The 17,197-nt window shown below is 42.4% G+C and carries 15 protein-coding genes and 2 riboswitches; of the genes, 4 read left to right on the top strand and 11 right to left on the bottom strand.

The window, feature by feature from the left end:
• Nucleotides 1-924: 924 nt before the first annotated feature.
• The 8 genes from ACKA06_RS02345 to ACKA06_RS02310 form a co-directional block, all read right to left on the bottom strand.
• Nucleotides 925-2,619, bottom strand: a complete 1,695-nt coding sequence (locus tag ACKA06_RS02345) for a M3 family oligoendopeptidase (RefSeq protein WP_411158968.1) — start codon at nucleotides 2,617-2,619, stop codon at nucleotides 925-927.
• Nucleotides 2,620-2,721: 102 nt separating this feature from the next.
• Nucleotides 2,722-3,180, bottom strand: coding sequence for a MarR family winged helix-turn-helix transcriptional regulator (locus ACKA06_RS02340; RefSeq protein WP_411158967.1), 459 nt, complete (start codon nucleotides 3,178-3,180; stop codon nucleotides 2,722-2,724).
• A 224-nt stretch (nucleotides 3,181-3,404) separates the two neighbouring features.
• Nucleotides 3,405-3,647 carry an aspartyl-phosphate phosphatase Spo0E family protein gene (locus ACKA06_RS02335; RefSeq protein ID WP_032089067.1) on the bottom strand — a complete coding sequence of 81 codons (243 nt, stop codon included), beginning with the start codon at nucleotides 3,645-3,647 and terminating at the stop codon, nucleotides 3,405-3,407.
• Between the two features lie 236 nt (nucleotides 3,648-3,883).
• Nucleotides 3,884-4,396, bottom strand: a complete 513-nt coding sequence (locus tag ACKA06_RS02330) for a GNAT family N-acetyltransferase (RefSeq protein ID WP_411158966.1) — start codon at nucleotides 4,394-4,396, stop codon at nucleotides 3,884-3,886.
• Nucleotides 4,397-4,886: 490 nt separating this feature from the next.
• Nucleotides 4,887-5,399 carry a 1,2-dihydroxy-3-keto-5-methylthiopentene dioxygenase gene (locus ACKA06_RS02325; RefSeq protein ID WP_214873952.1) on the bottom strand — a complete coding sequence of 171 codons (513 nt, stop codon included), beginning with the start codon at nucleotides 5,397-5,399 and terminating at the stop codon, nucleotides 4,887-4,889.
• Between the two features lie 11 nt (nucleotides 5,400-5,410).
• On the bottom strand, nucleotides 5,411-6,046 hold the full coding sequence (locus ACKA06_RS02320) for a methylthioribulose 1-phosphate dehydratase (protein ID WP_411158965.1): 636 nt from the start codon (nucleotides 6,044-6,046) through the stop codon (nucleotides 5,411-5,413).
• Entirely contained in the window at nucleotides 6,033-7,247 is a 1,215-nt protein-coding gene (locus tag ACKA06_RS02315) for a 2,3-diketo-5-methylthiopentyl-1-phosphate enolase (RefSeq protein ID WP_032089071.1), read from the bottom strand. The genes ACKA06_RS02320 and ACKA06_RS02315 overlap by 14 nt, the downstream gene beginning before the upstream one ends.
• A gap of 90 nt (nucleotides 7,248-7,337) precedes the next feature.
• Nucleotides 7,338-7,445, bottom strand: a riboswitch (SAM riboswitch).
• A gap of 62 nt (nucleotides 7,446-7,507) precedes the next feature.
• Nucleotides 7,508-8,686: a pyridoxal phosphate-dependent aminotransferase gene (locus ACKA06_RS02310; RefSeq protein WP_214873951.1), complete on the bottom strand. Its 1,179-nt coding sequence runs from the start codon at nucleotides 8,684-8,686 to the stop codon at nucleotides 7,508-7,510.
• A 112-nt stretch (nucleotides 8,687-8,798) separates the two neighbouring features.
• On the opposite strand from ACKA06_RS02310, the gene ACKA06_RS02305 reads away from it, so the two are divergent.
• The 3 genes from ACKA06_RS02305 (at nucleotide 8,799) to mtnA (ending at nucleotide 12,192) form a co-directional block, all read left to right on the top strand.
• On the top strand, nucleotides 8,799-9,581 hold the full coding sequence (locus tag ACKA06_RS02305; protein WP_411158964.1) for a carbon-nitrogen family hydrolase: 783 nt from the start codon (nucleotides 8,799-8,801) through the stop codon (nucleotides 9,579-9,581).
• Nucleotides 9,582-9,685: 104 nt separating this feature from the next.
• Nucleotides 9,686-9,836: riboswitch (SAM riboswitch) on the top strand.
• A 105-nt stretch (nucleotides 9,837-9,941) separates the two neighbouring features.
• Nucleotides 9,942-11,129: an S-methyl-5-thioribose kinase gene (gene mtnK / locus ACKA06_RS02300; protein WP_214873950.1), complete on the top strand. Its 1,188-nt coding sequence runs from the start codon at nucleotides 9,942-9,944 to the stop codon at nucleotides 11,127-11,129.
• Between the two features lie 10 nt (nucleotides 11,130-11,139).
• A complete protein-coding gene (gene mtnA / locus ACKA06_RS02295) occupies nucleotides 11,140-12,192 on the top strand; it encodes an S-methyl-5-thioribose-1-phosphate isomerase (RefSeq protein WP_214873948.1) in 1,053 nt (350 codons plus the stop codon).
• Between the two features lie 259 nt (nucleotides 12,193-12,451).
• Here mtnA and ACKA06_RS02290 read toward each other — a convergent pair whose 3' ends face one another.
• The 3 genes from ACKA06_RS02290 to ACKA06_RS02280 form a co-directional block, all read right to left on the bottom strand.
• Complete coding sequence (locus ACKA06_RS02290; RefSeq protein ID WP_214873946.1) at nucleotides 12,452-13,051, bottom strand: DUF2087 domain-containing protein; 600 nt, start codon at nucleotides 13,049-13,051, stop codon at nucleotides 12,452-12,454.
• A gap of 104 nt (nucleotides 13,052-13,155) precedes the next feature.
• Nucleotides 13,156-13,620: a methylated-DNA--[protein]-cysteine S-methyltransferase gene (locus ACKA06_RS02285; protein ID WP_214873945.1), complete on the bottom strand. Its 465-nt coding sequence runs from the start codon at nucleotides 13,618-13,620 to the stop codon at nucleotides 13,156-13,158.
• A 14-nt stretch (nucleotides 13,621-13,634) separates the two neighbouring features.
• Complete coding sequence (locus ACKA06_RS02280) at nucleotides 13,635-15,788, bottom strand: PAS domain S-box protein (protein WP_064565154.1); 2,154 nt, start codon at nucleotides 15,786-15,788, stop codon at nucleotides 13,635-13,637.
• A 173-nt stretch (nucleotides 15,789-15,961) separates the two neighbouring features.
• On the opposite strand from ACKA06_RS02280, the gene ACKA06_RS02275 reads away from it, so the two are divergent.
• Nucleotides 15,962-16,987: an acyltransferase family protein gene (locus ACKA06_RS02275; RefSeq protein WP_032089079.1), complete on the top strand. Its 1,026-nt coding sequence runs from the start codon at nucleotides 15,962-15,964 to the stop codon at nucleotides 16,985-16,987.
• Nucleotides 16,988-17,197 lie beyond the last annotated feature (210 nt).

Here is a 17,197-nt window from a genome sequence, read left to right as displayed (position 1 = left end):
GAAAGTTTAAGAAGTGACTTAAAACACCGCTATTGATTTTCGTGCAATACTTCGCTTTACGCGAGTAGCCTGTGAGGCTCCTGTCATTTCAGATGCTTATTCTGCCCAAATCCGGCTTCCAGCCCGTTGGGTTCATGATGTCGTTGTTTATAGGGGTAACAGGCGTTCTAACGGGGGAATATGAGATTGCTGTACCCGAATAGTAGGTGTTAATCTGAGTTTTGGCTATATGAACGCTTTAATTCACCCTGCGGAATGAGGGTAAATCAGGGGAATCTTTTAATTTTTGTCCGTAATCTTTCGAAAACAGGACTTTTTCTTTCAATTCCATGCATTAATCTTCGAATTCTGTTCAATAATCTTTGAATTTTAAAATTAATTCCGTCACTTACCAAAAGTATCCAAATTTAACACCGATTGGACTAAAAAGGACACCCCTCCTCCCGGCAAACCCATTTTATGCTTGTCGGGGCTGAGCAATCCGCCTCCTCTTTTCTATTGTCCAGCTGCTGGGCTCAGAAAGCCAAATCGTTCGCTCAGGCAAACAACCCCTTCATGACTGGTACGTCTTATGCCACCATCCTTTGACCAAAGCCCTCCCGCCTTTCGGTCAAGAGTCTTCGTCTTACACTACAAGCAACTGCTGGAAAGTAATGACACATCCAATTGAATAATCAAAAAAAGCCGAACTAATCTATTTTCCAGAAGGCAAATTAGTTCGGCTTTTACTCAGATTGAAACACTTTTGTCCTGCTTGCACGTAAATGGCATGTATCCGTTCTCCAATTAGTATTGAGCAATGGTATTAATACATTCGAATAAAGAAAAAAGGAGTGACAAAATCAATTTGAATTGTCACTCCTTTTATGTGTTATTCGTTTGTACTCTATTCAGTATCTTATGAAAATCGACTGTTTAATTATTTTAAAGATTCTTATCATCTATTTGATCCAGCCACTTTGCGATCGGCTCGACCACTTCTTCTACTGCCCCTTCTTTAAAAGGTGAATCAAGGTTGGCTGAAGCTGCAAGCTCAGTGAACGAAAGACTTCCGCCAAGTTTACAAAGATCTACATAATCATTCCATGCTTCTTCACGATTCTCGTTCATTTTTACCCAGAATTGGAATGCACAGATCTGCGCAAGTGTGTAATCGATATAATAAAAAGGCGAGTTATAAATATGCGATTGACGCTGCCAGAAGCCGCCAGCTTCAAGATAATCGATACCGTCATAATCCCTGCGAGGCAGATATTCTTTTTCAATCTCCCTCCAGGCTGCATTCCTCTCTGCGGGACCCGCTTCGGGATTTTCGTAAACGAAATGCTGGAATTCGTCTACCGCGACTCCATATGGCAGGAATTGAAGGGCATCGCTTAAATGGGAGAATTTATATTTGTCCGTGTCTTCCTTGAAGAACAGTTCCATCCATGGCCATGTAAAAAACTCCATACTCATCGAATGGATTTCACAGGCTTCGTATGTCGGCCACTGATACTCCGGAATATCGAAACCCCTGCTGCTGTATACTTGGAATGCATGGCCGGCCTCGTGAGTCAGGACATCAATATCACCGGAAGTCCCATTGAAATTCGAAAAGATGAAGGGGGACGCATAATTCGGTATGTATGTGCAATAGCCCCCTCCGGCCTTCCCTTTCTTCGCTTCCAGGTCCATCAGGCTGCGCTCTATCATAAAGTGAAAGAATTCTTTTGTTTCCTGCGATAATTCTTCATACATCTTTTTACCATTTTCAATGATGAACTGGGGGTCTCCTTTAGGTACAGCATTCCCGGAAGTGAATTTAAACCCTTCATCATAAAATTTCATGGAACTGATTCCAATTCTGTCAGCTTGTCTCTCTTTTAATTTACTCACCAACGGCACCACATGATTTTTTACACCCTCACGGAACACTTTCACCATTTCCGGTGTGTAATCTGTTCTCGTCATTCGGTAATAGCCGAGTTCAACAAAGTTTTCATAACCAAGAGTGACAGCTATTTTGTGGCGGACCTTGACGAGATCATCAAAGATGCCTTCCAGTTCTTCCTGATTCTCTTCAAAGAAACGGACGGAAGCAAGCGTTGCCTCTTTGCGGGTCTCCCGGTTCACAGCTTGAGTGAAAGGCCCCATCTGAGCGAGTGTCCTTTCTTCCCCTTGGAATGGGATTTTTGCAGAAGCCATTAATTTCGTATACTTGGAAGATAGTTTATTCTCTCCCTGGAGCAGCTTTACCACTTCAGGTGAGTAGGTTTTGATTTCACTTTCCGCCAGTGAAAATAACTGTCTTCCAAAGCGCTCCTCCAGATCCGCCCTGAAAGAAGAATTCAGGAGCTCCTTATAATAATCAGTAACGAGACCCTGGAAATCAGGCATGACTTCATCGAAATAATCCTGTTCTGCTTTATAGAAATCATCATTTGTGTTAATTGAATGCCGGATATAGCAAATGTTTAGCATCGTATCGAAATGAAGTCGCAGTTCATTGATTTCCTTCATTGCTTTTACTTGTTCGTCCGCTGTATCGGCTTGTTTAAACGTTTTCAGTGCCTGGTTGATTCCATCTTTGATTTCAAGCAGATTCGGCCGTTCGTATGTATATTGTTCAAACTTCATATAAAATCCCCCTTTTTAAAGTCCATCTATTGTATTCGACCTGTACTTCTGTTTTTCCTACATAAAAAAAGAGTCTTTCCTTGGAAAGACTCTTTATATCTTTCAATATGATAGATTCTTGATGGAAAGCCCCAGCTTCTTGACCAAATCGATTACATCACTCTTTTCTTCTTGAGTAAGTGCCGACATCAATTCATGAATCCTCATTTCATGATTCGGAAAGATCTTGTCGATCAGACTCCTGCCTTCATCAGTAATTTGTGCATACGTCACACGCCGGTCATTGGGACAGGCAACCCGTTTAAGCAGCCCTTTTTTCTCTAATTTATCCACAACATACGTGATGCTGCCGGAGGCTAACAGGATTTTTCCGCCTATTTGCTGCAGCGGCTGATCCCCTTTGTGATAGAGCAATTCCAGAACAGCAAACTCTGTGGGATTCAAACCATTTTCTTGTATGTTCTTATTAATCTCTTCATTTAATGCTTTATAAGCACGTGAGAGTACGATAAAAAGTTTTAATGATTGTTTTGTATCTTGGTTTTCTGTCATGTTCTTCATTCCTTTGAACTAATATCTCAGTTTCAAAATATTATACTAGAAATTAGTGGATTAGTCAATCTCTTAAAGACAGCAGAAAAACCCCTGTACCAGTCCGTTGCCGATACAGGGGTTTTCACATGGAAGGTAATTTATTTTCATTTTTAATAAATGAAGTTGTTGAATTCATAGTTAGTGGTCATTCTGTGAGGTTTCTTATCCTAAAAGGTGTTATTGTGGGGATATTATGATGCTGTTTTTTTGAGTAAGGTTTTAATCGCCTGGCTGAATTCATAAGGAACAACTTCTTGAAAGTTATAAGTTCGTTTAGTACATTTTTGATATTGGTTCAAGAGATCATCCAATTGCTGGCTGCACTCGATCGTTTCCTGTGCTCCCAGCCCCATGTTTTCCCCGAGCGAAATCATTTCAGCACGCTTTTGATTAATTTTTACTAGTAACCACTTCTTTTTAAGATATTGACCCATTTCGTACTAACTCCTTTTTGTTTTGTGACTGTCGGTCTGAAAATCCAACTGAAATACTTATTGTATACAGTGATAACGCGGCAGTTGATTGTTCGAATCACCTTTTCCCTAAAGCTGATTCTATTAATAAAAACGTTACTTAGTTAGTATCGCAACTATTCTCAGAAAAGTAAATAGATTCGCAAAACAAGACAAAATCCCTAGTAATGTCTGTTTTTTTGACAAAAATCGCCACGTCAGTTGACACGCCCTTTCTGAATTTTCTTTCCCATAATGATGTATTCATAGGGTGTATTCGGAAAGAACCCATCCTTTATTACTTGCCAATTCAACTTTTTGTAAAAAAGAATGGCACCGGCATTATCTTTTCGGACAGTCAGTAACGCTGTGGATTCTTTTCTGTTTTTAAGCAATTGTCCGGTTAATGCTTTAGCTATCCCTGCCCTTCTGTAATGGGGATGGACTCCTAATTCGGCGAGTTCCAGGCAGTCTTTTAACCACATATTTTCCCTCTTGAGATGTTTAGCCAGTAAATCATGATAATACTGCCCATCTCGGGAGGTGTAGCCATAAATGAACCCCGCCAGTTTAGTGCCGTCGATTGCGAAATATCCTTCGAATCCGGGATACGTAAAATGTCTTTTGAATTGTTTCTGCATTTCTGATGGATCGCTGCCATGCAGAAGCCGGTATAAGTTAAGCATGTCAACGAAATAGCTGCTGTTTATTGCAATCGGAACCAGTTTCACCCCAACACTCCTCCATAACTAAGAATTACATTAACTTATGCTCTGGGTTCTTTTATCATACTTTTTATGTTCAATCCTCCTTTAAACAAAAAAGGAGGTTGGGACAAAACTAAAAATTCCATGTCTAAAGACGAACACTTCAGAAAGGACTCAAAACAACGCTAGTGATTTCCGTGCAAGACTTCGCTTTCCGCGGGCAGCCCGTGAGCCTCCCCGCATTCTCGCGGCAGATCCTGTCCAGCTCCGGCGGCTAGCCACTTGAGGTCATCTGCTGAATGAGTTAAAACCTAAATGTGCAATGAACAAATTAAAAACCCGAGCTAATTCGCCTCACCTCATGCAAATTAGTTCGGGTTTTACTTATACTAAATCCTTTTTACCGATATATTCCTTGCTGGCGTGCACTTTTCCAGACTGTACAAGATAGCTTGACTGGCAATTGCTGACTTTTCACCAGGGAATACCAACAATCTTTGTGAAAAGAGCTTACTTAATAGATCGGTACCCAGCCTTCTTGTGTGACAAATATACGGATGGCCACCACTTGTTTATCATCGCTCAGTGTAAAATAATGTCGAATATTTTCCGGTACCGAAATCAAGTCACCCGGATTCAAATGAACCTCGAAGAATCTTCCGTCTTTGCCTTGAATGATGAAGACACCATGCCCGCTCACGATGAAACGGACTTCATCGTCAGTATGATGATGCTCCTGCTGGAAGTTTTTAAGGAGTTCCTCAAGATTTGGTGTAGTGGGAGACAATGAAATGACGTCCCATGCCTTATATCCCCTTCTCGCGGATATATCTTCTATTTCTTCCCTGAACGCTTCGATGATGCTCTCCTTTTCGGAATCGGATAAATCAAACTTTTCATGCAGACTGTCATCCAGCTTTGAAAGTGTCCAGCTTTCATAAATGACCCCCTGGCCTTGTAAGAAAGAGACAACTTCTTCTTGGTTATCTATTATCTCCCGGGATTCCTGTATCTTGATTGTAGTCATATTGATTCCTCCTAAATGGGCTGTTTGATGTTTTTTAAAGTTAATAGTGATAGTTGGTACTGAAATAAAAATTCGCATGCTTCAAGAAGTTTCTTAGCCTCAAAAGCATTGCGTCCCCACACGGTGATTCCATGATTGCGGATCAGCACGGCCCCTTTATCCCCTTTTACATAAGGGGAAAACTCTTCTGCCAGACGGGGAATATGTGCGTGATTATGAATGATCGGAATAGTCAGCGTGTCATCCTCTTGCCATTTATCAAAAGCCTTAATCAATTCCTGGTCCTTGAAAGTAATTTCCCCTCTGTCACCGTACAGCTCACTCACTACGTTATTCGGGACTGTATGGACATGAAGGCTGCAACCAGCCTGACTGCTCTGAAAAATTTTGCTGTGAAGCAGTGTCTCCGCAGATGGGCGCAGGCTGGTTTCTTTAAGTGGTTCTCCTCTTTCGTCTACCAGCAAGAAGTCTTCATCCGTTTGCTTCCTTTTGTCTTTCCCGCTTGCTGTAACGAGAAAGGCGGTCGGAGAAGTACTGACCCTGATGGCCAGGTTCCCGCTCGTCCCCATGAACCAATCCCGGTCTGCAAGCTCTTTTTTCACTTGTGCAAGCTCATCCCATTGAGTACTATAATCATTTCTTGACACTGACAGCAGCCCCCTCTCCCCATAACTTGAGGGCTTCATCCAATTCTTTATTTGCAAATGCCGCCTCAACAAGAGTCGTTCCATCCAATACAGCTTCTATTGCCTGCCGGAAGGCCTTCCCTCCTCCTGCAGCACCATCCGGATGGCCATGCACTCCTCCCCCTGCATTTATGACACACTCATGCCCAAAGTCAGCAATCAACTGTGGTACCAGCCCTGGATGAATCCCTGCGGAAGGAACCGGGAATGTCTCATTGAATTCATCAGGTTTAACTAATTCATCCCTGATGGCCAACACTTGTTTTTTGTCTAATGCCACACTTCCATAAGGAGAAGGGAATAAAGATAAATCTGCGCCGGTCATCCTTAAAAATTTACCAAGCCACAAAGAATAACTCACCCCGTATTGAGGGGATGCAGCTGAAGCACCGGAAAAAGAAGGATGGGCCATAATAGGAAGGCTGATTTCTTCATCTTCCCTTAACTCCTGCAGTACATCCAGTCCATATGTAAACACATTGAACAATAAGGCATCAGCCCCAAGTTCTCTCGCCCTTCTTGCTTTTTCCCTTAATGTGGCTGTCCGTCCGGATAAATTGACTGCGTAGAGAGTGCGGGCCCCTGTTTCTTCAAAAACCTCTCGAAGAATGTTGGTGCCGGCCTTTATCCTTTCTTCAAATGGCGTCAATTCATTATCGAACAGGATTTCATCATCCTTTACCAGATCCACACCACCCAGTGCCTGAGCTCTCAGCTGTGACTGAAGGTAATCAAGATCTCTTCCGATCACCCCTTTAAAAATACTCATTAGAAGCGGTCTGTCGAAAACATTCACTTTTTCCCTGATTCCTCCAATCCCGAACCTTGGCCCGGGATATGCTTTCTTTAAATCATCGGAAAACTCAATATCCGTCAGTTTCACTCGGCCATCTAGAGAAAGTTTGCCAAAGACGGTCGTCAGGATGGCAGGTATATCGTTTGAGTAGTTACCGGATGGATACGCAATTCGAATTTCTGCCGTATCGCTTTCCAGTTCGTTTATTTCCACTACCCTTCCTTTGTACTTTCTTAATTGTTCTTGTTCCAACTGGGGAAGATCTGTCCATGAACCTACCGTCAGTCCAAGTGCGATTCCTTCCGCTTTCTTCTCGAATGTACCGCTCTTTCCGGACAAAACATATGTTGCAATCACTTCACTCATTCACGCTTCCTCCGATCATGTATGTTCTTTTAACGCAACTTTTCAACAAAAAAACCCCTTCGATAAGAAGAGGTTTTTATACAATACTCTGTCTTATCTCTCAGCAAAAATAATGCTGCAAGAATTAGCACCGTGCTTTTTTAAAAGTCGGTTGCCGGGCTTCATAGGGCTGGTCCCTCCGCCTGCTCTTGATAAGAAAAATCATTTGCTATTAATTTAATTTCAGTTGGATTATGGCATCATTTTTCATTTCTGTCAATCTATTTATCGAATAATTTTAAATTTTCAATTCTCTTCACGGCTTCAGAGAGGCGTTCTTCACTGGTCAATAATCCTGCTCGCACATACCCTTCTCCATATTCACCAAATCCCACTCCGGGTGCTACTGCCACATTGACTTCCTCAAGAAGAAAATCTGAGAATTCCACAGATGAGAAACCTTCAGGGACCTTCAGCCAGGCAAAGAATGAACCAGCCGGTGCCTTTACATCCCATCCGATTTCCCTCAGTCCGTTGATAAATGTCTTCCTTCTGGATTCATAGGAAGCCACCAGTTCTTCCACACAATTCTGGGAACCGAGCAAAGCCTCCACTGCCGCTTCCTGGACAGCACCGAAAAGACTCACATACATGTGATCCTGCAAGATATTGATAGCGTCGATCACACTTTTATTCCCGACTGCGAAGCCCACTCTCCATCCTGCCATATTATAGGTTTTAGAGAGTGTGTAAATTTCAATGCCCGTGTCTTTTGCCCCGTCGGCTTCCAGGAAACTGACAGGCTTTTTCCCATCGAAACCGATGGCACCATATGCAAAATCATGCACAACGCAAATCCCGTGATTCTTTGCAAAAGCTGCCGTCTCTTCAAAAAATGTTCGGGAGGCAACCGCTCCTGTGGGGTTATTTGGATAGTTCAAAAACATGAGCTTGGCCTTTTCCCTTTCCTCCAATGTTATATCTCCATAATCAGGCAGGAACTGATTTTCTTCTATGAGCGGCATTGTCACCATTCTGGCCTCTGCCAGGGATACCCCTGAAAGATAATCCGGATACCCCGGGTCCGGTACCAACACCGTTTCCCCAGGATTCAGAAGACATTGAGGCAGTTCAACCAGTCCTGCTTTTCCCCCAAACAACACGGCAACCTCTTCCTGTGGATCGATATCCACACCATACTCCCGCTTATAAAAAACCGAGATGGCTTCCTTGAATGAATCCAACCCCCGAAATGGGGAATATTTGTGGTTGTCCGGCGAGTTTACCGCCTTTATCATCGCATCGACGATATGCGGAGGTGTCGGTTGATCCGGATTTCCCTGACCCAAATTGATTACATCGTGCCCTTGTTTCATCACTTCCTGGACTTTCCCAGTAAGCGACGCGAAAAATTGCTGCGGCAGTGAGTTGATTCGTTCTGCTTTTTTAAAGGTTGTCATCTTTTCACCTTCTGCACTTTTTAGAAAATTATTTACTTTCAAATTCTAGTCACAAATGATATAACGTAAAGTAATGATTGTAAAGTGAAAATTTCAAAAATGAGGTGTTACTTTGAGTATGAAGATTGGACTGGCACAAATGGATATCACATTTGGCCGCCCTGATGAAAATAAAAAACGGGTTCAGATGTGGGTTAAGAAAGCCGTCGAAGCAGACTGCGATATCGTGGTATTTCCTGAATTGTGGACGACCGGTTATGACTTAACAAGAATCGGTGAAATCGCTGATGAAGATGCAAGAGACATTTCTGCATTTCTTTCAGATCTTTCTTCCCGATATTCCATTCATATTGTCGGCGGCTCGATTGCAAAGAAAACAGCAGATGGTGTGTCAAACACCCTCCTTGTTGCCGACAGCAGCGGTAACATCATTAAGCAGTATAACAAACTTCACCTATTCAAGCTGATGGATGAACACCATTATCTTCTCCCAGGTAAGGAAGACGGCCTGTTCAAAATACTGGATACAGTGATGGCCGGCATGATCTGCTATGACATCCGATTCCCTGAATGGTTCAGGAAACATGTCGTCAATGGGGCAAGAGCCGTATTCGTGGTGGCACAGTGGCCAGCAGAAAGAATTTCACACTGGAAGACCCTTTTAACAGCACGGGCTATTGAGAATCAATGCTTCGTCATCGCATGCAACCGTGCCGGAAGCGATCCAAAGAATGAATTCGGTGGCCATTCGCTGATCATCAGTCCGTGGGGGGACATCATAGCGGAAGGAAGCCTTGAAGAGGAATTGATCATTTCGGAAATCGATCTGAATGAAGCAGATGAAGTGAGGAAGAAGATTCCGATCTTTCAAGACCGCCGACCTGAATTCTATTAAAATAAAATTTTCCTAAAAAGTTATTGACTCTGTATTTCAAATAATGATACTATTCAAACCACAAAGCTTACTAACTGAGTTTACACTCGAATGAAACTAAATAACTCTTATCAAGAGCTGGCTGAGGGATTTGGCCCTGTGAAGCCCAGCAACCGACCGTAATACCGTTGTGAAACGGGGCGCTTTTTGCGCCGGAGATTCCATAAGGCACGGTGCTAATTCCAACAGAAAGGTTACCTTTCTGAGAGATAAGAGGCGAATAAGATTCGTTCTTAAAGCCTCTTTCCCCAATGAAAGAGGCTTTTTTCATTTTAGAAAATAAGCCTCCTGACTTTTCAAGAAGATTAAGGAGGAACCATAATGTCAATCAAAGCGATATCCAGCTATCAATCACTAAACGAGCAAACCGCTAAAGAATTAGCGGTCAACCTGAACTTTTTTGAAGAAGATGCCGATTTGACCTGCTGTGAAATAGGTGATGGGAACTTGAACCTTGTTTTCCGGATTACGGAAAATGGCAAAAAAGGGATCATTATAAAACAGGCCCTCCCCTATGCAAAAGTGGTTGGTGAAAGCTGGCCGTTAACAGTGGACCGTGCAAGAATCGAGGCGGATGCATTAAAGCTTCAGGAAATTCATGCCCCTGGGCTGGTACCTCAGGTTTACCATAGTGATGACTTGCTAGCAGTCACGGTGATGGAGGATTTGAGTTTCTTGAATATCTTGCGGGCAGGACTGATCAATGGTGATCCATTCCCGCATTTAGCTGAAGATATAGGCACGTTCCTTGCCAACACCCTGTACTTTACGTCCGACTATGCCCTGCATCCCTTTAAGAAAAAAGAATACGTAAAGAACTTTTCAAATCCTGAACTTTGCAAGATCACAGAAGATCTGGTTTTCACAGACCCTTTTTTCAACAGTGAAACAAACGATTTTGAAGAAGAACTCCTGCCCCTTTTAAAGGAATTTTGGAATGATTTCAGCTTGAAACTTGAAGTGGCAAAGCTGAAGAAAAGTTTCATCACTGAGAGCGAAGCACTCCTGCACGGCGATCTTCACACCGGCAGTATTTTCGCAGATGAAAAACACACTAAGGTCATCGACCCGGAGTTTGCCTTTTACGGCCCCATCGGCTTCGACATTGGGCAGTTCATAGCGAATCTGACTTTTCAGGCCATCACCAGGGAAGATATAACACGTAAAGAAGAGATCCTATTGATCATCACAGACACTTGGAAGGTATTCTCTGAAACGTTTTCAAAGCATTGGCAGGAAAGCGGAGATGCGTATACAAAAGTTCGTGGGTACCTGGAATATGTCTTGAACAAAGCCTTTCAAGACAGCGCAGGATTCAGCGGATGTGAGCTTATTAGGAGAACGGCAGGCCTAGCCCATGTGGAAGATCTTGATGGAATTGAAGGTAAAGAAAAAAGGTTAGACGCTAAAAGAAAATCACTCTCCCTTGGCAGAGAACTCATCCTGAACAGGCACAAACTCTCTTCAATCGAAGAACTGACAGAATTGATCCGAAACCATTCATCTTAAGGAGCCTATCATGACAAACACAACGACCATTCCGACATCACTGAATTTTCGTGATGACTGTTTAGAGATATTAAATCAGCAAAAGCTTCCCCATGAGATTGAATACCTGAAGCTTTCTTCATTAAATGAATTTTATGACGCCATCGTCACCTTGAAAGTAAGAGGTGCACCTGCAATCGGTATTACTGCAGCATATGGACTGGCAATGACCATGAATCAACATCAAACCGAAAACCTGTCTGAGTTCATTTTAGAATTCAGACAGGTTAAGGAATATTTGTATTCATCCCGTCCCACTGCGGTGAATCTCGGCTGGGCATTAGATTCATTGGAAAAAGCAATCGAGAAAGCCAAGTCTGTCAATGAAGCAAAAACCACCCTTCTTCACACCGCGATTCAACTTCATACGGAGGACGAAGTTATCTGCAGACAAATCGGCGAGTACGGCCTTGAGCTTCTTAAAGATAAGTCCACGATCATGACCATCTGCAATGCAGGTTCAATCGCAACCAGCAAGTACGGAACAGCCTTGGCACCTTTTCATTTGGGGAGCGAAAAAGGAAAAAACTTTGATGTATATGCATGCGAGACCCGGCCTGTCCTTCAAGGTTCAAGGCTGACAACGTGGGAATTACTGCAGTCCGGTGTGAATGTCACACTGATTGCAGACAGCATGGCCGCCCATACGATTAAGGAAAAGAAAGTCGAAGCTGTCATCGTGGGAGCTGACAGGATCGCAGCAAATGGTGATACAGCAAACAAGATCGGCACATCGATGCTCGCCATCTTATGCCAGTTTCATACTATTCCATTTTACGTGGCGGCCCCCTCTTCCACCTTTGATCTCAAACTGCCGTCAGGTACCTCCATCCCCATTGAGGAACGGGCACCGGAAGAGCTGACTGAAATCAATGGGGTAAGGATTGCTCCTCAGGGAACCCAAGTTTACAACCCTGCATTCGACGTGACGGCGAATGAACTGATATCGGGCATCATTACCGAAAAGGGTGTCATTTATCCTTCTTATGAAGAGAATATCGGAAGGATGATATCCGGAGGATGACGTAAGGAATTGCAGATTGGAGCACCAGTGTCTTTCCGGTGGTGCTTTTTTATGGACTGTTCCTGAGTTGACTTTGGAAGGTGGATTTGCGCAACGTCTGTTCGTTGCTGCCGGCGTTTTTTGGGATTCACCAACGCTTTTGGGAATTTTCTGACGTTTTTCGGAGTTTACCAACAAAAATTATTCACTTAGCGACAAGACCCGCAAAAGCGCACCTGAGCCACGATCAACCATACGCAGATACCGCCTTCCCCATTTCTCATTCCCCCTTATACAAAGCTGTCGATCCCCACATTTCCCGTGGGTTGACTTCATAAATCCCATTTTCCCTGAACATAAACTGGTGGATGATGAATTCCCTTCTCAGGGTGGCAAAGTCATCATGAAAGTTTTTAATGTACTCATTGATTTCCTTTTCAGTATATTTGGTTCCGGTCTTCAACCCTTCCACCATATGTTCAAGCAGAAAGAGCTTTTTCTTTTGCTGAGCAGGTATGGATTTCATTCTCCCGCTCTTTTCCATGAAATTATTCATGACTTTTTGCTTCTCTTTCAGTATTTTTTCATTCATTTGTGTCGTCACTCCCTTTTGATTGGTGAATCGCTCAAGTACTGCTGCGTGGTGTTCCAGCACTTTTTTATTCAGAAAATAATACATCGTATTCTTGTCCCTTCTCGAGTAGACAAGATTACATTCCTTCAGTTTGTTGAGATGATGGGAAATGGTAGGCGCCGTCAACCCCAATTTTCCGGCAATCGCATTTACATGCAGTGAACCGATCCCCAATAGATGCACTATTTTAATTCGTGTGGGATCTCCCATTGTTTTATGGAAAGCGACTTGTTTTTCCAGCTGCAAAGAACTCACCCCTCTATTTAGATATATATCTAATTAGATGATAATCTAAATGGATTAATATTACAATAAAAAAAGCATTCTTCCGAAGAAAAATGCTTTAAATCCTAAAGGCCCTGCTCGAGTGACAGCAGGATTTCTTTTTTATCCACCTGCTTACCCGCGTAGCCGGTCATTGTTTTATCCTTCCCGATCACCCGGTGACAAGGTATGATGACGGGGAATTTATTGGCTTTATTGGCCTGGCCGATGGCTCTGACGGCTTTCGGTCTATTAATGCGTGCAGCTATCTCTCCGTAGGAACAGGTTGTTCCATAGGGTATTTCGCATAATTCTTTCCATACTTCCTGCTGAAACTGAGTTCCTTCTATTTTAATGGGAAGGTCAAATGCTTTCCTTTCACCATTGAAATACTCTTGCAATTGATGCTTTGCTTCGAGGAGGACCCGGTGATCAGTAACTGCAGGATCCTGCCCTTCTCCCCCGAACCCCACAGATACTAAAGATTCATCATCAGCCAGAAGCTCCAATTGCCCAATCGGACTATCCATCACCAGTTTTGATACGGTCATAAACGTTCAACTCCTTACACCTTTGGCAGGTAGATATGAAAGACAGTGCCTTCCCCTATTTTACTATCGACTTCCACTCTGCCATTATGCTCTTTGATTATATTAAAGCTTACCATAAGACCAAGTCCGGTTCCGCGTTCTTTCGTCGTATAGAAAGGTTCTCCGAGTTTTTTAATTTTATCTCTTGAAATGCCGCTTCCCTGGTCCCTTATCTCGATATGGACACAATCATCATCTGTTTCATGGATGCCAATCGTGATGACTCCGCCATGGGTCATAACTTCAATAGCGTTTTTAATGATATTGATAAAAACCTGTTTTAACTGATTGGGTTCTGCAAAAATATGCGGAAGCCCTTCCTGATACTGTTCATCATATTGGACGTTATGCATGGTCGCCTGTGCACTTAGCAACTCGACGGTATCTTTCATGATTTTAATAAGGTTTGTTTCCTGATACTGAACGGCCTGAGGTTTGGCCAGCACCAAAAATTCTGTTATGATCGATTCAATTCTCTGAAGCTCGGACGTTATGACATTAAAATACATTTCGTGATCTTCACCCACACTGTTTTCAAGGAGCTGGATGAAGCCTTTCATTGCAGTCATCGGATTGCGGATTTCATGCGCAATCCCGGCTGCCAGCTCTCCTACAACACTCAGTGTGTCCGACTTTCTCAATTGTTCCTGCAATTCAATTTGTTCGGTGATGTCACGGATGATCGTCAAATTGAGATTGGAAAGAAGGTTATATTTTGATGATAATTCGATATAATGAAGCCGTTCATCCTGGGAGCGGAATGTCTTTAAAAAACTGGACTGGCCTTCCTCTTTTAATTGTACCAGATAATCGTGATACGCCTCATCTTCTGCTTTAATGCTTAATATTTCCCGTACATCTTTCCCGATCAACTGGTCCTTGTCCAGGTGCAAGATCTTGCTTGCCTCCGGATTTGCATCAACCACCACATAATTATGATTGGTGAGGAATAGGCCGTCCAAAGATCCTTCGAATATCTTCCTGAATCTCTCCTCACTTTCTCTCAGTTCCTTTTCCATCTGATACCGCTCGCTTACATTCCTGAAGATCGTCATATTATAACCATCCACTGAATGAAGCTTTGAAGTGAACTCCAGGTGCTTCAATTGATTATTAGGCATTAAGAAGAGAACTTCGTCTCTGACAGCTCCGCTTTTATACAATTGTTCCATTACAAGGTCGAACTTCTGGGTTTCCAGCGGATAGACGAAGTCTTTTATTTTTTTTGATAATAGTTCGGATAAGGAACATTCAAAGATCTTCAGCGCAGAAGCATTCGCCTTCAACACTCTTCCGTCCTGATCCCAAAGGACAATGGCATCAATCGCTTCTTCAAATAACCCCTTGAATAACTCTTCATTTCGCTTCACCTGGATTTCCATCTGCCTTCTTTCGGTAACATCCCTGAGGATGGCCATATGGAGTTTATGATGGATAAAGGGGCTTGTGGTGAATTCTACAATCGAAATCCCATTCGCCTTCTTTATCGGGATTTCCCCCCTCGCTTTTCTGTTCTTAGAAAGCAGTTCCTTGATTTTATCTATTTTATAATGCGAGTTTTCTGGAATGAATGAACGGATATTCCGTTTGATGATTTCTTTTTTATACATGCCGACTTGTTTGGTGAACGCCATATTCACGTCGTTTATGTTTCCCTCAAGGTCGAAAAGTACAATTCCTTCCGAGGCATTCTGGAATATATTCGACAGCAAGTGAACGTTGAGATGGTCTTTTCGTTCACTCTCCTTGGATTTCGTGACATCTTTAAAGTATAAATAGGCATTAGTAGAAACGGAGGATTTTTTTAGGATCAATTCAACATGGATGATTTTATCGCCTTTGATATTCATTAATGTTTCATCCTCGAGTGATTTTCCAGACTTCATCACTTCCTGGTAGTGTGCAACAATCGGGGAAGGCACCGATGAGAAAAAGCTGTTGAAAAGCCTGCCCGTCAGTGTGGAGAGGTCCATCTTCAAAACATTACAGGCTTGATCATTGGCATAACAGATTTTCAATTCGTCATTTATGATAACCATTGGCATCGGAGAGGCTAAGCAAATTTCCCTATCGACAGGATGACATTCTTCCTTAACTAATTGATTTTCCAACTTGCTGCTTTTAGTCATTTCTACATCCCCCTATATTCTCAAAAGAAGACTTTCGGCTTAACTTACCATAGAGATTGAATAGTACCGTTTCCAGATGGTGATAATTAACAGTGAAATTCAGGTTTTACACGTTGTATCCTAGGGTAGAAATTTTATTAGCGCATATTAGACAAAAAGACGGTGATGATTTTATGAAACAACGTGATTCATATTTTGACAATGCTAAATTCATTTTGATCTTTTTAGTGGTGTTCGGACATCTTATCCGTTCATACATCGAGAGCGATCCTTTTGTACTCTCGCTTTACAAAACCATCTACACGTTTCACATGCCTGCCTTCATTTTAGTTGCAGGTCTGTTCGCAAAAGGTTTCTACAAGAAAGGATATATCGGAAAGCTTGCTAAGAAGCTGATACTTCCTTATATCCTGTTTCAGCTCATCTATACCATCTATTATTATTTCCTGTATGACAAATCGACATTTGAACTCGACCCTTTGAATCCTCATTGGTCGTTGTGGTTCCTGATCAGCCTGTTCTGCTGGAACGTCCTTCTCTACGTGTTCATTAAATGGTTCAAGTTCAAACCCGCAATGGGATTGACTGCAGCCATTGTACTCGGACTGCTGGTCGGCTTTGTTGATGAAGTCTCTAACTATCTGAGTCTGTCCAGGACATTTGTATTCTTTCCGTTCTTCCTGCTGGGGTACTATATGAAAAAAGAGCACTTCGAATATTTCAAAACAAGCAAAGCCCGCATCTCTGCAGGAATCATCATTCTACTTGTATTCTTGGGAATGTATTTCGTACCGGAGTTTTCTGATAAATGGCTGCTTGGATCAAAGCCTTATGGAGATTTCGAATGGAACGACATCATCAGCTTAGGAGTAAGGGCCATTGTGTACGCCCTCAATTTTGTAATGATATTCAGCTTCTATGCTTTTGTACCAAGCAAAGAGCAATTCTTTACGAATTGGGGAAGAAATACACTTTACGTGTATCTGCTTCACGGTTTTATCATCCGATTGTTCAGGGTAAGTGATATAAAGGACTCAATCAATCCAACGGCAAGCCTGTTATTGTTCCTGGCCGTTTCTCTAATATTGACGAGCATTTTTTCCACAAAGCTTTTGACTTCGATAACACAGCCAATCATTGAGTTGAAATCTACCAAGCTTCAAAAGTTACTCTCGAAAAGAGAGATGAAAACAAGATAATATCTCTACACCGATAAAAGGCTGACCTCATGGGTCAGTCCTTTTTTATAAATGGATTGCAGTTTTTGTCTTGTTTATTAATTCTACTCTATATAATTCGGAACTATTCTCTGAAATCCTTCTTATTCATACAATAAATCCGAATTACTTTTAGACAAATATTGAGCTTTTTCGCTCCCTCGGATAAAATGGGTAGAGCGGTTCTTCGGA

The sequence above is a fragment of the Rossellomorea oryzaecorticis genome (genome assembly GCF_045897515.1).
GTDB lineage: Bacteria > Bacillota > Bacilli > Bacillales > Bacillaceae_B > Rossellomorea > Rossellomorea enclensis.
The sequence above is the reverse complement of the archived record's forward strand: the minus strand, read 5'-3'. Positions and strand labels throughout refer to the sequence as shown.

What these genes read in the sequence shown, in the direction of transcription:
- ACKA06_RS02325 (WP_214873952.1), bottom strand. Translation starts at nt 5,399, where the DNA reads ATGACTACAATCAAGATACAGGAATCCCGGGAGATAATAGATAACCAA.
- mtnK (WP_214873950.1), top strand. Translation starts at nt 9,942, where the DNA reads ATGTCAATCAAAGCGATATCCAGCTATCAATCACTAAACGAGCAAACC.
- ACKA06_RS02315 (WP_032089071.1), bottom strand. Translation starts at nt 7,247, where the DNA reads ATGAGTGAAGTGATTGCAACATATGTTTTGTCCGGAAAGAGCGGTACA.
- ACKA06_RS02340 (WP_411158967.1), bottom strand. Translation starts at nt 3,180, where the DNA reads ATGAAGAACATGACAGAAAACCAAGATACAAAACAATCATTAAAACTT.
- ACKA06_RS02345 (WP_411158968.1), bottom strand. Translation starts at nt 2,619, where the DNA reads ATGAAGTTTGAACAATATACATACGAACGGCCGAATCTGCTTGAAATC.
- ACKA06_RS02335 (WP_032089067.1), bottom strand. Translation starts at nt 3,647, where the DNA reads ATGGGTCAATATCTTAAAAAGAAGTGGTTACTAGTAAAAATTAATCAA.
- ACKA06_RS02310 (WP_214873951.1), bottom strand. Translation starts at nt 8,686, where the DNA reads ATGACAACCTTTAAAAAAGCAGAACGAATCAACTCACTGCCGCAGCAA.
- ACKA06_RS02285 (WP_214873945.1), bottom strand. Translation starts at nt 13,620, where the DNA reads ATGACCGTATCAAAACTGGTGATGGATAGTCCGATTGGGCAATTGGAG.
- ACKA06_RS02280 (WP_064565154.1), bottom strand. Translation starts at nt 15,788, where the DNA reads ATGACTAAAAGCAGCAAGTTGGAAAATCAATTAGTTAAGGAAGAATGT.
- mtnA (WP_214873948.1), top strand. Translation starts at nt 11,140, where the DNA reads ATGACAAACACAACGACCATTCCGACATCACTGAATTTTCGTGATGAC.
- ACKA06_RS02275 (WP_032089079.1), top strand. Translation starts at nt 15,962, where the DNA reads ATGAAACAACGTGATTCATATTTTGACAATGCTAAATTCATTTTGATC.